The following is a 13,996-nucleotide window of genomic DNA, read 5'->3' as shown; positions in this document are numbered from 1 at the left end:
TGCCGGCCGGGAAGTGAATTGGGACCGCAATGACGGACCCGAAACAAACGAAGGCCCGCCGGATATGGCTGGACGGGCTCAGGGGTAAGGACGGGGCATTGGGGCAGAGCTGGCAGAAGATTGCTGTGCGTGCAGTTTCGCATGTGCTTGCCCTGGGCGCCGTGGCGCTCGTGCTGTTCGTTACGCTCGCTCCTGCCCATGCCGAAACCATCCGCGTCGCTGAAGTCACCCCATTGCCGGTTCCGGCCGATCTGATGGCCTTGCGTGCCCGTCCGGCCATCGGCCCGACCGTGGTGCCGCTGGCGCCCGGCCAGCAGCCGCTGACGCCGGCTCTGCTTGCCAATTACGTGGCGCGCCAGAAAGCCCTGCGCGAAGTCAATGTTCTCGGCAATGAAGTCGGGGGCGAACTCACCTCCGACGTGCTGATGGGCTACATCGCCCGCGGCTCGATCGGCGGTAACAGCGCCGTCTCCGCCATTGCCAGCTTCACCAGCCCGGCCGCCAAGCCCGAGCCGGCGCTCAATCCGTCCGCACTGGCCGCCTATGTGGAAAGCGGCTACCAGCCGCTGGCCAAGCGCCTGGAACACGCCAACGCCGAGCGCGACTGCCTCGCCCAGGCCATTTATCACGAAGCGCGCGGCGAGAGCGAAGTGGGCCAGCTCGCGGTGGCCAATGTCATCGTCAATCGCGCCCGTTCCGGCAAATTCCCGTCGACCCTGTGCGGCGTCATCTACCAGAATGCCGACAAGGGCTATCACCGTTGCCAGTTCACCTTCGCCTGCGACGGCCGCACCGATGCGCCGGGCGAACGCCGCGCCTGGGCCCGCTCGGCCGCATTGGCGCAGGACGTCTATGCCGAATTCGCCCTGGGCGAAGCGGTGGGCGCGGTGCCGGGCTCGGCCCTCTACTACCACACCACCAACGTTCGCCCCTCCTGGGCCAACACCTATAGCGCCGTCGCCCAGATCGGCTCGCATATCTTCTACTCGCCCAACTGAGGGGGCCATTGAGGGGCAATACGGTGTCACGCCCACAGGCTCCCCTTCTCCCCTTGAGAGAGAAGGTGCCCGAAGGGCGGATGAGGGGTTGTTTCCACAGCCATTGAAGCATGGGGAGGCGCAGTACCCCTCACCCGATTTTGCGGCTGAACACCGCAAAAATCCCCCTCTCCCTCAAGGGGCGAGGGTGCATCGCGCCAAAACAAAAGGGCGCCCGGTGGGCGCCCTTTGCGTCTCGGGAGGAGACTGTTACTCGGCGGCTTGCGCCAGCCTTGGTCCGGGCGCGGCATTGGCGCCATCACCGAATTTTTCGAAATTGGCGCGGAACAGACCGGCCAGATGCAGCGCCTGGCGGTCATAGGCTTCGGCGTCGGCCCAGGTGAGGCGCGGGGTCAGCAGGCGTGTCTCGACGCCAGGCACGCTGAGCGGCACGGCAAAGCCGAACAGCTCATCCTGGCGCGTCTCGGCCTGGTCGAGGCTGCCATTGAGCGCTGATGTCAACAGGCGCCGGGTCGAGGCAATATCAATGCGTTTGCCGACGCCATGCCCGCCGCCGGTCCAGCCGGTATTGAGCAGCCAGGTCGCCGCGCCGGTGGCGCGCAGCTTGTCGGCCAGCATCTCACCATAGACGGTGGGATGCAGCGGCATGAAGGGCGCGCCGAAGCAGGCCGAGAAAGTCGCCTGCGGCTCGGTGACGCCGCGCTCGGTGCCGGCCACCTTGGCGGTATAGCCGGAAAGGAAGTGGTAGACCGCCTGCTCGGGCGTCAGCCGGGCGATGGGCGGCAACACGCCGAAGGCGTCTGCGGTGAGGAACACCACGGTCTTGGGCGTGCCGCCCACGCTGCCCTTGGCAATGGCCGGCAGCACATGGATGGGATAGGCGGCGCGGGTGTTTTCGGTGAGCGAGACGTCGTCGAAATCGGGCACCTTGGCGGTGTCGATCACCACGTTTTCCAACACCGTGCCGAAGCGTTTGGTAGCGGCGTGAATCTCGGGTTCCGCGCTGGCGCTGAGCTTGACCGTCTTGGCGTAGCAGCCGCCTTCGAGGTTGAAGACGCCGTCTTCGCTCCAGCCGTGTTCGTCATCGCCGATCAGCGGACGGTCCGGATCGTTGGAAAGCGTGGTCTTGCCGGTGCCCGAAAGGCCGAAGAACAGGGCGGCTTCGCCATCCTTGCCCAGATTGGCCGAGCAGTGCATGGGCAGGACGCCCTGGCGCGGTGCGTGGAAGTTGAAGAGGCTGAACACGCTCTTCTTGATTTCGCCGGCATAGGAGGTGCCGGCGATCACCACGATATTGCGGCTCATGTCGAGCGCGATCACCGTGTCGGTGCGGCTGCCATGCCGGGCCGGGTCAGCGCGGAAATGGGGGGCATGGACGATGGTGACGGCAGTCGGATTGGCGCCGGTCTCGACCATTTCGCCGGGGCGGATGAGCAGGTTGCGGATGAACAAGGCATGCCAGGCGCTGGGCGTCATGACCGTGACGGCATATTGGTGGCGCGGATCGGCCCCGGCCAGCAAATCTTGGCGGAACACGCCATGCCCGCCCAGGGCGCCGATCGCATCAGCCAGCAGCGCGTCGAAATGGGCAGGGCTCATGGCACCCGAATTGTCCCACCACACGCTGTCCTCGGTGAGGCTGTCGCGCACGATGAACTTGTCCTTGGGCGAGCGGCCGGTAAAGGCACCGGTGCGCACCGAAACGGCGCCATCGACAGTCAGTTCGGATTCCTCGCCCATCAGCGAGCGTGCAACCAGCACCGGGGCGATGTCGTTTGATGATACCGAACCGGCTCGGGCGGCAATCCGGCTCCTGAGGGCTTCATGATCGAACAGGGTCATCTGGCATAGGCTCCGTCGCATGGTGGCAAGGGCGCCACCCGCTATGGAGTTGAAAATACGGGGTGAACTCGTCGTACAACCATCCCGAAATCGGTCTTAAGACGGAAGTTGCATCGCGCCGGAAGGTCGCACCCGCGGTTGTGCTCCCCTTGGCCGCGCCTTATTTAACGCGTAATTGTCGCCTGCAAGCAGGGTTCACGGCCATATGGCCGCATGCCTGCAAGCGTCCGAACAAGAAAGGCAGACCATGCCAAAGATCGCCCTGGTGGATGACGACCGCAATATCCTAACCTCCGTGTCGCTGACACTGGAGGCCGAGGGGTATCAGGTCGCCACCTATACCGATGGAGCCTCTGGCCTCGAGGGCCTGACCACCGACAAGCCGGACCTGGCCATTCTCGACATCAAGATGCCGCGCATGGACGGCATGGAGCTGCTGCGCCGCCTGCGGCAGAAATCCGATGTTCCGGTGATCTTCCTCACCAGCAAGGACGAGGAAATCGACGAATTGTTCGGCCTCAAGATGGGCGCCGACGATTTCATTACCAAGCCGTTCAGCCAGCGCCTGCTGGTCGAGCGGGTCAAGGCCATCCTGCGCCGCGCCGCGCCGCGCGATCCCTCGACGCCCCCCGGAACCCAGGAAGTGGGCGGCAAGGCGCTGATCGAGCGTGGCAGCCTGGTGATGGACGAGGAGCGCCACACCTGCACCTGGAAAGGCCAGCGCGTGACGCTGACCGTCACCGAATTCCTGATCCTGCAGGCGCTGGCTTTGCGGCCCGGCGTGGTCAAATCGCGCAACGCACTGATGGACGCGGCCTATGACGATCAGGTCTATGTCGATGACCGCACCATCGACAGCCACATCAAGCGGCTGCGCAAGAAGTTCAAGGCGACCGACGACGACTTCGAGATGATCGAGACGCTCTATGGCGTCGGCTATCGCTTCAAGGAGCAATAGGCACAACAAGTGGCCATTCTCGACCCGGAGCTGGAGCCCAGACCCGACATACAGCCCGACGCGACGCAGGATTGGCGCGCGCCGGGGCCGGATGAGAGTGCCGCCAAAGCCGCGCCCCGCACATCCCGCAGCCGCTGGCGGCTGGTGGTGACGCCCTTGGCCAAGGTGGTGGGGGCAATCTCCCGCTTCCTCGATTTCACCATCTTTTCCAGCCTGACCCGCCGCATCATCGTGCTCAACCTGGTGGGGCTGCTGGTGCTGGTGGTGGGCATCCTCTACCTCAACCAGTGGCGCGCCGGGCTGATCGATGCGCGCGTGCAATCGCTGCGCGTACAGGGCGAAATCATCGCCGCCGCCATCGCGGCCTCGGCCACGGTCGACAGCGACGTGATCTCGATCAACCCCGAGCGGCTGCTGCAACTGCAGGGCGACGGCACGGTGTCCTCGCTGTCCTATTTCGATCCGATGCTCGAATTCCCGATCAATCCCGAGCGGGTGGCGCCGCTGCTGCGCAACCTCATCACCCCGACCCGCACCCGCGCCCGCATCTATGACCAGGGCGGGCTGATGATCCTCGACAGCGACAATATCTATGCGCGCGGCGAGGTGATGCGGCAGATCATCGAAACCAAGCAGGGCGACGACTTCTTCCTGTGGGACTGGTGGAATGCCATCCTCTCCTGGGTGCCGGGCGACAATTACCCCAAATATCAGGAGCATGGCGTCGACGAAGGCAGCCGCTACCCGGAAGTGGCCTCGGCGCTGGCGGGCGCACCGGCCGATTTCGTGCGCGTCGATGGGCAGAACCAGCTCGTGGTTTCGGTGGCGGTGCCGGTGCAGCGCCTGCGCGCCACTGTCGGCGCCATCCTGCTCTCCACCGCGCCGGGCGATATCGACTCCATCGTGGCGCAGGAGCGCTGGGGCATATTGCGTATCGCGCTGATCGCCGCGGCGGTGCAGGTGGCCCTGTCGCTGGCGCTGGCCGGCACCATTGCCGGCCCGATGCGGCGCCTGTCGGCCGCGGCCGAGCGGGTCCAGACCGCCGGCAATGCCCGCGCCGAAATTCCCGATTTCTCAGACCGTCCCGACGAGATCGGCCATCTCAGCGGCGCGTTGCGGCGCATGACCGACGCACTCTACAATCGCATCGAGGCCATCGAGCGCTTTGCCGCCGACGTGGCCCATGAGCTGAAAAATCCGCTGACCTCGCTGCGATCGGCCGTCGAAACCCTGCCGCTGGCCAAGCGCCCCGAAGATCGCGAGCGGCTCAACGCCATCATCCAGCATGATGTGAAGCGCCTCGACCGGCTGATCACAGACATTTCCAGCGCCAGCCGGCTCGATGCCGAACTGGCGCGCGAAAGCTCGGAACGGGTCGATGTGGAAAAGCTGGCCGAGGCCATGGTGTCGATCCAGGAGGATGTGGCGCAGGGGCGTGGCGTGACGGTGGAGATGGTCAAGCGGTCAGGCAAGGGCGCCGCCATCGTGACCGGCCACGAAAGCCGGCTGGCGCAGGTCTTCGCCAACCTCATCGACAATGCGGTGAGCTTCTCGCCCGAAGGCGGCGTGGTGCGCGTGGCTTTGTCCACCGACCCCGAAACCATCACCGTGACCGTAAGCGACGAGGGGCGCGGCATTACCGGCGATGTCGGCAAGATCTTCCAGCGATTCTACACCGACCGCCCCGATACCGAGAGTTTCGGCGATCATTCCGGGCTTGGCCTCTCCATCTCCAAGCAGATCGTGGAGGCCCATAAGGGTACCATCCGGGCCGGCAATCGCACCGATCGCTCGGGGGCCGTGTTCACGATTGTCTTGCCGCGCGCGCGCAAATAGATTGTCGCCATGAGCAAGCCTAAAAACGTGCACGGCACGGGACTGTTACTGGGATCGACCGGGGTGCTGCTGCGCGGGCCTTCGGGCGCGGGCAAGTCGGTTCTGGCGCTGTCGCTGCTGGATCGCTGGGAGGGGCGGGGCCTGCCCGCCTTTCTGGTTTCCGACGATCGGGTCGACCTGGTGCAGACCGGACGCGATCTCAGCATGAAGGCGCCCGAAACGCTTGCCGGCCTCATCGAGCTGCGCGGGCGCGGCATCGTCAAGCGGCCGCACAAGAGCCTGGTGACCCTCAACCTGGTGATCGACCTGGTCCCCGACCTGGTGCGCATGCTCGAGGAAGACGCCATGGTCACCGAAATTGCCGGGAGCAAGGTGGCGCGGGCGCCGGTGCCGGCGGCCGACGTCATCGGGGTCACGCACCAGATGCTGCTGGTGCTCGAAGCCATTGCCGCGCTTGATGGCGACACGGCCGCCCTGTGACAAAAAACAACTTGAATCGCCGCCCATCCGGGCCGAGACTACATGATGCTCGTCCTTCGGGGCCGGGTTCGCGTTCGCATCGGCGTTGGTCCTGGGATGCGGGCAGGGGGCAGGAATTACTGGAATGCCGCGCGCGCCGACTGGTCGGCGCGGCCTGGCAGGCTGGGGACGTTGCATGATTGGTCTGGTTCTGGTGACGCACGGCGCGCTTGCCAATGAATTCAAGTCGGCTCTTGAACACGTCGTGGGGCCGCAGGACTTCTGCGAGACCATCGCTATCGGTCCCGACGACAATATGGAAAATCGCCGCAACGATATCCTTGCCGCCATCGACAAGGTGGACGACGGCTCGGGCGTCATCATCCTCACCGACATGTTCGGCGGCACGCCATCCAACCTGGCCATCTCGGTGATGCAGAACCGCGATGTGGAAGTGATTGCCGGGGTCAACCTGCCCATGCTGGTCAAGCTCGGCCGCGTCCGCGCCGACATGGACATCAAGGATGCGGTGAACCTGGCCCAGGAAGCGGGCCGCAAATACATCACCGTCGCCAATTCGATCCTGGGAGCCGGCTGAGCATGAACAGTGCGGCACGGTTTTCGGCCATGCGGGGGGCTTGGTGATGGATGGTGCAGCGGGCGGCAGCCGGGCCGTTGCCCAGCAGCTGACCATCGTCAACCGCAAGGGCCTGCATGCCCGCGCCTCGGCACGCTTCGTGCGCACTGCCGAGTGTTTCGACGCCACGATCCATGTCATCAAGGATGGCACCTCGGTCGAGGGCAATTCCATCATGGGCCTGATGATGCTGGGTGCCGGACCGGGCAGCACCATCCTGGTGCAGGCCAGCGGCAAGCAGGCCCGCGAGGCGCTGGAAGCGATCGTCGAGCTGGTGAATAACGGGTTCGACGAGGATGTCGAGGGAGCGGCGGGGTAACCCATGTCCGAGGCCGTGAAACTGCATGATGCTGATCCGGCCTGGCCTCGATTGTATGAGCATGAGCGGGCACTGATCCTGCCCTGTTTCCTCGAAATGCCGCTGCTGGTCGAGCATATGGGTTCGACCTCCATTCCTGGCCTGCCTGCCAAGCCGATCATCGACATCATCGTGCTTGTCGCCGATCTCGAAGCGGCGCGGCTGGCGATTCCGGCCCTGGAGGCCGCCGGTTTCGAGTATCGCGCGGACTATGCGGACAAGACCAAGCTGTTCCTGATGAAGCGGGATGCCGGCGACCGTCGCCGCACCCACCACCTGCATATTCACGACCATGCCGGCGAAGTGCGCCGGCACCTGATATTCCGCGATGCCCTGCGTGCCGACGACGGGCTTCGGGACGCCTATCGCGATCTCAAACAGGAGCTTGCGCAGCTTTATCGCGATGACCGCATGGCCTATTCGCGGCACAAGACGGCCTTTATCGACAGGCTGGTGCTTGAGAGGGGTGGTCCGCCACGGCGCGTTGCGTGGAACCCCTAAGGAATACCGGGTTCTTCGGGCGACCAATGGCCCGCTCTTAGTTTCCGTCCTCATCCCGGCGCGTGCCGCCGCCCATGCCCATCCCCATGCCGCCGCCACCTGCTGCACCACCACCACCTCCTCCGCCAATCCCTGAGCCACCACCACCTTCGCCCTTGCCGCGAGCGCCGCCGCTTTGCGGGCGGGTTGGGCCTTGCGCGGGAATGGCGACATCGGCGGGGATGGCGTCGAGATCGAGGGCCGTGCGGATGAAATCGCGCAGCTGCACTACCAGTTCGGCGGTGTGGATCGGCTTGCCTTCGGCCAGGTCGCGCGCGGCCTGTGCGGCGAGGCGAACCTGGTCCTGCGTGCCGAGCAGGATAATGTCGGACAAAGCCGCCTCCACCGCGTCGCGGATGCGGCGGGCACGATCCGAGGCGCTTTCGGGCGCGCCGCCAGCCGCGGGTGGCATGTCGCTGCCGGGCTCGGGCAGGCTGGCCTGCAGGTCGCGCAGATGCCCCGGATTGACGCTAAGGCGGCCGGTGAACGAGCCGCCCAATGTCTTGTAGGCCGCGATCAGCGTGCGCAGGCGCTCGTTGATCTGCCGGTTCATGCGTTGCTGCCGCTGCTGGATGGTCAGCATCATGACAAGGCGGATGCCCACCCCAAGCAGGGTGAACAGGGCCAGGCCGAGTATCGTGGTCAGGATGCCCTGCCAGGAACTGAAGTCGAAATAGCGCACGACGATCTCCGCATCTGCCATTGTGGAGCTTATCGGCAGCCGGCAGTTCCGCATATCGGTTGCGGAACACTCTTTGCTCTCCCACATTGACCCCGCGAGGCGGAGGAGATGCCATGCGGCGGATGATTGCGGGGGTCGGCGGATTGGGACTGGCACTGGTGCTGAGCCAGTTTCCCGAATATGCCCAGCAATATACCCAGCGCCTGGGCGGGGCGGTGGATGAATTGCGGGTCATCACCGAGGATTTCGACCGTGCCGCGGCCGAAGGCGGGTTGGACCGCGCCACGGCGCTGGGGCGCTACGAAGCCTCCAATGACGATTTTCTCGCCGGGCGCGGCACCTCGATGACGGCGACCTTCCAGCGCTATGACCAGCTCAGCGCCACATTGGCGCGTATCGAGAATACCGGTGCGGTCGAGCGCCTGCAATCGCTGCCGGCCTATCTCGATACCGATATCGGGCGGCGGACGCTGGAGAGCTACAAGCCCGCCGTGCCGGTGACCATGGAAGGCATCCTCTATGCCGGTGCTGGCTTCATCCTGGGCTACCTGGTGCTGTCGGGCCTGTGGCGCTTCGTGACCTTGCCGTTCCGGCGCCGGCGCTACGCCGCCTACCGCTAACCGGATATAAACATTCCTTTATATCTATGTTGATCCAGGGCGCGCCCTTGCGTATAGCAGGTGCAACCACTTCCAATTGTCATTGCCGGAGCATTCTGATGAGCAAATCGACCGACTATGCGGTCAAGGATATTTCCCTCGCCGCCTTCGGGCGCAAGGAACTAGATATCGCCGAAATCGAAATGCCCGGCCTGATGGCTATCCGCGCCGAATATGCCGCGGCCCAGCCGCTCAAGGGCGCCCGCATTGCCGGCTCGCTGCACATGACCATCCAGACCGCCGTGCTGATCGAGACGCTGGTGGCCCTGGGCGCCGAGGTGCGCTGGGTCTCGTGCAACATCTTCTCGACCCAGGATCATGCCGCCGCCGCCATCGCCGCCGCCGGCATCCCGGTATTCGCCCACAAGGGCGAGAGCCTCGAAGAATACTGGGAATTCACCGATCGCATGATGGATTGGCCGGGCACCACGCCCAACATGATCCTCGACGATGGCGGCGACGCCACCATGTATATCCTGACCGGCGCCAAGGCCGAAAAGGACATCTCCATCCTCGACAAGCCGGGCAACGAGGAAGAGGAAATCTTCTTCGCCACCATCAAGCGGCGCCTGGCCAAGAACCCGACCTTCTTCTCGGCCATCCGCGCCGCCATCCGCGGCGTGTCCGAGGAAACCACGACGGGCGTGATGCGGCTCTACCAGCTCCACGCCAAGGGCGAGCTGCCCTTCCCGGCGATCAACGTCAACGACTCGGTCACCAAGTCCAAGTTCGACAACAAGTACGGCACCCGTGAATCGCTGGTCGACGCGATCCGCCGCGGCACCGACGTCATGCTGGCCGGCAAGGTCGCCGTGGTCTGCGGCTATGGCGACGTGGGCAAGGGCAGCGCGGAATCGCTGCGCGGCGCCGGCGCCCGCGTGCTGGTGACCGAAGTCGATCCGATCTGCGCCCTGCAGGCTGCCATGGAAGGCTTCGAGGTGGTGACGCTGGAAGAGGCCGCCCCGCGCGCCGACATCGTCGTCACCGCGACCGGCAACAAGGATGTGCTGACGCTCGACGACATGCGCAACCTCAAGGACATGGCCATCGTCTGCAATATCGGCCATTTCGACAACGAGATTCAGGTTGCCGCCTTGCGCAACTTCAAGTGGACCAATGTGAAGCCGCAGGTCGACCTGGTGGAAAAGCCCGATGGCAAGCGCCTGATCCTGCTGTCCGAGGGACGGCTGGTCAATCTGGGCAACGCTACTGGCCACCCCAGCTTCGTCATGTCGGCCTCGTTCTCCAACCAGACGCTGGCCCAGATCGAGCTGTGGACCAATGGCGACAAGCTGGAAAAGAAGGTGCATGTGCTGCCCAAGCATCTCGATGAAAAGGTCGCCGAACTGCACCTGGCCAAGCTGGGCGCCAAGCTGACCAAGCTGACCAAGGACCAGGCCGACTATATCGGCGTCTCGACCAACGGGCCGTTCAAGTCAGGTGAATACCGCTACTAGGCTGGCAAAATGTGAATGAAGACGCCCGTGGCTTCGGCTGCGGGCGTTTTTGTTTAGGGGATGCCCTCCCTCAGCCTCCTCTGATGGCAGGGCAATCGCATATGGAATGAGGGAGCGCTTCAATCAGCCCCCACCGCGCGTGGGCTCCCTCTCCCCCGAGGGGAGAGGGTGGGGTGAGGGGTTCGGGGCTGGTGGAAGGCACGATGCCCAACGCGGCGCTGAACCCCTCACCCGGCGCGTTCGCGCCGACCTCTCCCCTCAGGGGAGAGGTGACTTCGGCTCCATTCCATAGGCAATACCGCTGCCGGACACGCTTCACGGATGTTGCTGCTTCGTTCTCCGTCAATCCCCGATATCGATACTTTGCCCATAATGCACAGCCATTAAGACTCTTTTAGCCGATTCCCTGGGCCGGTATGGTCATGGTGATTCGGCTGCTGGGGGACACGCAGCCGGTTCGAAGAGGGCCGGATTCCCTGAGGACTCCGCGTTGGCCCCTTCGCTCGAGTTGAGGCGTACCGGTTTGTTGGAAAACCGGGCTGGCAACAATGATTTTGACCTAGAGGGCAGCGCATGGCGCCGGATCGGTTCCGGAAGCATTGGGGATTCGCACCACTTGCGGCAGCCCCTCTCACCCTGATGACGGCGGTCCCCGCCCTCGGCCAGGGGCTCAATGCGGCCAGCTTCGTCAGCGCCGCGCCCCTCGCCATTGCCGTTGGCGCCGGGGCCTTCGCGCTGCTGGCCATGGCCGTGGTTCGCACCATGTTGGTCGATGGCAAGGCCGCGCGCCACCGCGCCGCCAGCCAGATTGCCGGCCTGCGGGCCATGGTCGATGAATATGAGGCGCTGCTTTCCGGCACGCGCGAAGTCACCATCCTGTGGGCCGAAAACAGCGAGGGCGGGCCGCGCCTGCTCGGCCAGGCCGCCTCGGTGCTGCCGCCGGGCCGCCAGCCCGAAAGCGTGCTCAATTTCCCCTCATGGCTGTCACATGGCGATGCCGACAAGCTGGCGCGGCTGCTCGAAGACCTGCGCGTGCATGGCCATGCCTTCGCCGTGAGCCTCAATGCGCTCGACGGCAGGCTGATCCGCGCCAATGGCTGGGTGCTGGGCGGCGGCGCGGCGATGCGGCTGCGGCCGGCCTTTCTGCAGCCGGAGGCCGAGCCGGGCCTGGTGGCGGCAGCGGCGGCGGGCGATCTCGCCAGCGTCCGCGCCATTCTCTCGGCCCTGTCCAACCCCGCTTTCGCCCGCAATCGCGACAACCGGCTGATCTACGCCAACCCGGCCTATCTGCAGCTTGCCAAGGCGCTGGGCAAATCCGGCACCGAGGCGGCGCCGCCCGAACTGCTCGATACCGCCCAGCTTCGCCAGCACCTGCTCAACTGCGCGCGAACCGACAAGCCGGAAGCCATGAACGTGGCCTGGCCCGGACAGGGCGGGTTCGAGCTGGTGGAATTCGCCATTGCGGGCGGCCGCGCCGGCTATCTGCGGCCCCTGGAAGATGCCAAGCCGGCCGAAACCAGCCTCGCCCATATCGGCGGCATTATCGGCGCCCTGGCTACTCCCATCGCCATTTTCAATGCCCGGCGCGAGTTGATCCAGTTCAACGAAGCCTATGCCAGGCTGTGGAACCTCAGCCGAAAATTCCTGGTGCCGGGGCTGGACGAGCGGGCCATCCTCGACAAGCTGCGCACCGACGGCATGCTGCCCAGCCAGGTCGATTACCAGACCTGGCGCAGCCAGCACCTGCAATCCTATACCCGCAAGGAACCGCACGAGAACGAGCCCTGGCACCTGCCGGACGGGCGCACCGTCAAGGTGATCTCCGCGCCGTCGGGCCCGCAGGGCGGTGTGATCTATGTTTTTGAAGACATTACCGAAAGGCTCAAGCTCGAGAGCAGCAACAAGGCCTTTTCCAATGTGCAGCGCGAAACCATCAACGCGCTCTCCGAGGCCGTGGCGGTGTTTGGCACCAATGGCCGGCTGACCCTTTCCAATCCGCGCCTGTCGGCGCTGTGGAAGCTGCCGGTCAACGAGCTGGGGCAGAACCCCCATATCGACCAGATCGCCGAAGTCAGCGGCCGCGCCATTCCCGAGGATGGCGCCAGTATATGGCGGGATTTGAAGCGGGGGATAATCGATCTCAACCCCACGCGGTCGGACCAGACCGGGCGGCTCAACCGCTCCGACGGGCGGTTGCTCGACTATGCCATCACCCGCCTGCCCGACGGGCAGACTATGATGACCTTTCTCGATGTCACCGAAAGCGCCAGCTATTCCAAGGTGTTGAAGGAACGCAACGATGCGCTGGTGGCGGCCGACCTGCTCAAGGACGCCTTCGTCGAGAATGTGTCCTATGAATTGCGCTCGCCGCTGACCAATATCATCGGCTTTGCCGACCTGCTGGCGGGTAGCGAAGGCGGCTCGCTCAACGAGCGGCAGCGGGCCTATATCGACTATATCCGGGCCTCTTCGGTGACGCTGGGCGTGCTGATCGACAATATTCTCGACCTCGCCTCGGTCGATGCCGGAATTGCCGAATTGCGGCCCGAACTGCTTGATATTCCAACACTTATCGATAAGGCGCGCGCCGGGCTTTCGGCCACCTTCCCCGAGATTTCGGGCGAAAAGCCGATCAACCTGGTGGTCGATATCGAGGACGGCATGCCGCCCTTCATCGCCGACGGCACCCGCATCGTGCAGGTGCTCTACAACCTGCTGTCCAATGCCGCCCGCTTCTCCCCACCGGGCGGCGAAATCAGGCTGGCGGTGAGCCAGCGCCGTGACCGCATGCTCTTCGTCATCGAGGACGAAGGCCCTGGAATCACTGACGAAATGCGTGCCGCCATCCAGACCCGCATCGATACGCCCTCCGGCCGCCAGCGCGGCGCCGGGCTGGGGCTCGCCATCGTCAAGACCTTCGTCAACCTGCATGGCGGGACTATCTCGGCCGAGAAGCGCGAGCCGCGCGGCAGCCGCATCATCGTCAACCTGCCGCGCGACAGCGCCATGGCCGGCGTGGCGGAATAATCTCTTGCCGTGCAGCGCCCCAGGCGCGGCGTCATTCCCGCTTTCGCGGGAATGACGCTGTGTTAGTTAGAGTGTCTCGACGAAAAGGCTGGACATGCAAGACTTCCTCCCCGACGACGACGCCACGGCTGCACTGGGCGCCAGTCTCGCACGGGAACTGGGGGGCGGGGATATCGTGGTGCTGGAGGGCGATCTCGGGGCCGGCAAGACGGCCCTGGCGCGGGCCATTATCCGCGCTCTGGCGGACGATCCGGCGTTGGAAGTGCCCTCGCCCACCTTCGCGCTGGTGCAGCCCTATGAGACGGCGAAGGGCCCGGTGCTGCATGCCGATCTCTACCGGCTGGGCGACCCGCGCGAGGTGGATGAACTGGGGCTGACAGACAATCCCGATGCCATCGTGCTGGTCGAATGGGCCGGGCGCGCGCCCGAAATCGTGGCGGCGGCGACGCTGACGGTGACCCTCGCCATCCCGGCTGACGGGGTGGGGCGCGTGGTGACGGTGACGCGCTAACGCGGCAGCCTTCGCGTTAACACACTGTTAGC

13 protein-coding genes are annotated in these 13,996 nt (G+C 64.9%); 11 read left to right on the top strand and 2 right to left on the bottom strand.

All coding sequences use genetic code 11. The features are described from left to right. Positions 1–125 precede the first annotated feature (125 nt). On the top strand, positions 126–998 hold the full coding sequence (locus ASD04_RS12530) for a cell wall hydrolase (RefSeq protein WP_162245131.1): 873 nt from the start codon (positions 126–128) through the stop codon (positions 996–998). Between the two features lie 249 nt (positions 999–1,247). Here the strand turns inward: ASD04_RS12530 and pckA are convergent, their stop codons facing one another. Then, entirely contained in the window at positions 1,248–2,840 is a 1,593-nt protein-coding gene (gene pckA / locus ASD04_RS12525) for a phosphoenolpyruvate carboxykinase (ATP) (RefSeq protein ID WP_056257316.1), read from the bottom strand. A 247-nt stretch (positions 2,841–3,087) separates the two neighbouring features. Here pckA and ASD04_RS12520 point away from each other — a divergent pair, with 247 nt between their 5' ends. The 6 genes from ASD04_RS12520 to ASD04_RS12495 all read left to right on the top strand — a co-directional run bounded on the left by ASD04_RS12520 (position 3,088) and on the right by ASD04_RS12495 (position 7,589). After that, on the top strand, positions 3,088–3,798 hold the full coding sequence (locus tag ASD04_RS12520) for a response regulator transcription factor (protein WP_056233925.1): 711 nt from the start codon (positions 3,088–3,090) through the stop codon (positions 3,796–3,798). Positions 3,799–3,807: 9 nt separating this feature from the next. Continuing rightward, the gene (locus tag ASD04_RS12515; RefSeq protein WP_244488310.1) at positions 3,808–5,634 is read left to right on the top strand and encodes a stimulus-sensing domain-containing protein; all 1,827 of its coding nucleotides are present in this window, start codon (positions 3,808–3,810) and stop codon (positions 5,632–5,634) included. Positions 5,635–5,643: 9 nt separating this feature from the next. Further along, positions 5,644–6,114, top strand: a complete 471-nt coding sequence (locus ASD04_RS12510; protein ID WP_082531189.1) for a hypothetical protein — start codon at positions 5,644–5,646, stop codon at positions 6,112–6,114. 175 nt (positions 6,115–6,289) lie between these two features. Continuing rightward, complete coding sequence (locus ASD04_RS12505; protein ID WP_056257311.1) at positions 6,290–6,691, top strand: PTS sugar transporter subunit IIA; 402 nt, start codon at positions 6,290–6,292, stop codon at positions 6,689–6,691. A gap of 46 nt (positions 6,692–6,737) precedes the next feature. Next, positions 6,738–7,049: an HPr family phosphocarrier protein gene (locus tag ASD04_RS12500; RefSeq protein ID WP_056257613.1), complete on the top strand. Its 312-nt coding sequence runs from the start codon at positions 6,738–6,740 to the stop codon at positions 7,047–7,049. 3 nt (positions 7,050–7,052) lie between these two features. Then, entirely contained in the window at positions 7,053–7,589 is a 537-nt protein-coding gene (locus ASD04_RS12495; RefSeq protein WP_056257307.1) for a GrpB family protein, read from the top strand. A 37-nt stretch (positions 7,590–7,626) separates the two neighbouring features. On the opposite strand, the gene ASD04_RS19715 is transcribed toward ASD04_RS12495, so the two are convergent. Beyond that, entirely contained in the window at positions 7,627–8,331 is a 705-nt protein-coding gene (locus ASD04_RS19715) for a hypothetical protein (RefSeq protein WP_082531188.1), read from the bottom strand. A gap of 92 nt (positions 8,332–8,423) precedes the next feature. On the opposite strand from ASD04_RS19715, the gene ASD04_RS12485 reads away from it, so the two are divergent. The 4 genes from ASD04_RS12485 to tsaE all read left to right on the top strand — a co-directional run bounded on the left by ASD04_RS12485 (position 8,424) and on the right by tsaE (position 13,964). Next, positions 8,424–8,930 carry a DUF2937 family protein gene (locus tag ASD04_RS12485; protein ID WP_056257304.1) on the top strand — a complete coding sequence of 169 codons (507 nt, stop codon included), beginning with the start codon at positions 8,424–8,426 and terminating at the stop codon, positions 8,928–8,930. Positions 8,931–9,028: 98 nt separating this feature from the next. Then, entirely contained in the window at positions 9,029–10,426 is a 1,398-nt protein-coding gene (gene ahcY / locus ASD04_RS12480; protein WP_056257301.1) for an adenosylhomocysteinase, read from the top strand. 639 nt (positions 10,427–11,065) lie between these two features. Next, complete coding sequence (locus ASD04_RS12475) at positions 11,066–13,453, top strand: PAS domain-containing sensor histidine kinase (RefSeq protein ID WP_056257300.1); 2,388 nt, start codon at positions 11,066–11,068, stop codon at positions 13,451–13,453. 94 nt (positions 13,454–13,547) lie between these two features. Next, entirely contained in the window at positions 13,548–13,964 is a 417-nt protein-coding gene (gene tsaE / locus ASD04_RS12470) for a tRNA (adenosine(37)-N6)-threonylcarbamoyltransferase complex ATPase subunit type 1 TsaE (RefSeq protein ID WP_056257296.1), read from the top strand. The last annotated feature ends 32 nt before the right edge of the window (positions 13,965–13,996 follow it).

Source organism: Devosia sp. Root436 (assembly GCF_001426345.1).
Lineage (GTDB): Bacteria > Pseudomonadota > Alphaproteobacteria > Rhizobiales > Devosiaceae > Devosia.
Note: the sequence above shows the minus strand (reverse complement) of the source record. Positions and strands in the feature narration are given on the sequence as shown.

Coding starts and splice junctions, on each gene's coding strand:
- pckA (WP_056257316.1), bottom strand. CDS start 2,840: ATGACCCTGTTCGATCATGAAGCCCTCAGGAGCCGGATTGCCGCCCGA.
- ASD04_RS12520 (WP_056233925.1), top strand. CDS start 3,088: ATGCCAAAGATCGCCCTGGTGGATGACGACCGCAATATCCTAACCTCC.
- ASD04_RS12510 (WP_082531189.1), top strand. CDS start 5,644: ATGAGCAAGCCTAAAAACGTGCACGGCACGGGACTGTTACTGGGATCG.
- ASD04_RS12505 (WP_056257311.1), top strand. CDS start 6,290: ATGATTGGTCTGGTTCTGGTGACGCACGGCGCGCTTGCCAATGAATTC.
- ASD04_RS12500 (WP_056257613.1), top strand. CDS start 6,738: ATGGATGGTGCAGCGGGCGGCAGCCGGGCCGTTGCCCAGCAGCTGACC.
- ASD04_RS12495 (WP_056257307.1), top strand. CDS start 7,053: ATGTCCGAGGCCGTGAAACTGCATGATGCTGATCCGGCCTGGCCTCGA.
- ASD04_RS19715 (WP_082531188.1), bottom strand. CDS start 8,331: ATGGCAGATGCGGAGATCGTCGTGCGCTATTTCGACTTCAGTTCCTGG.
- ASD04_RS12485 (WP_056257304.1), top strand. CDS start 8,424: ATGCGGCGGATGATTGCGGGGGTCGGCGGATTGGGACTGGCACTGGTG.
- ahcY (WP_056257301.1), top strand. CDS start 9,029: ATGAGCAAATCGACCGACTATGCGGTCAAGGATATTTCCCTCGCCGCC.
- ASD04_RS12475 (WP_056257300.1), top strand. CDS start 11,066: ATGACGGCGGTCCCCGCCCTCGGCCAGGGGCTCAATGCGGCCAGCTTC.
- tsaE (WP_056257296.1), top strand. CDS start 13,548: ATGCAAGACTTCCTCCCCGACGACGACGCCACGGCTGCACTGGGCGCC.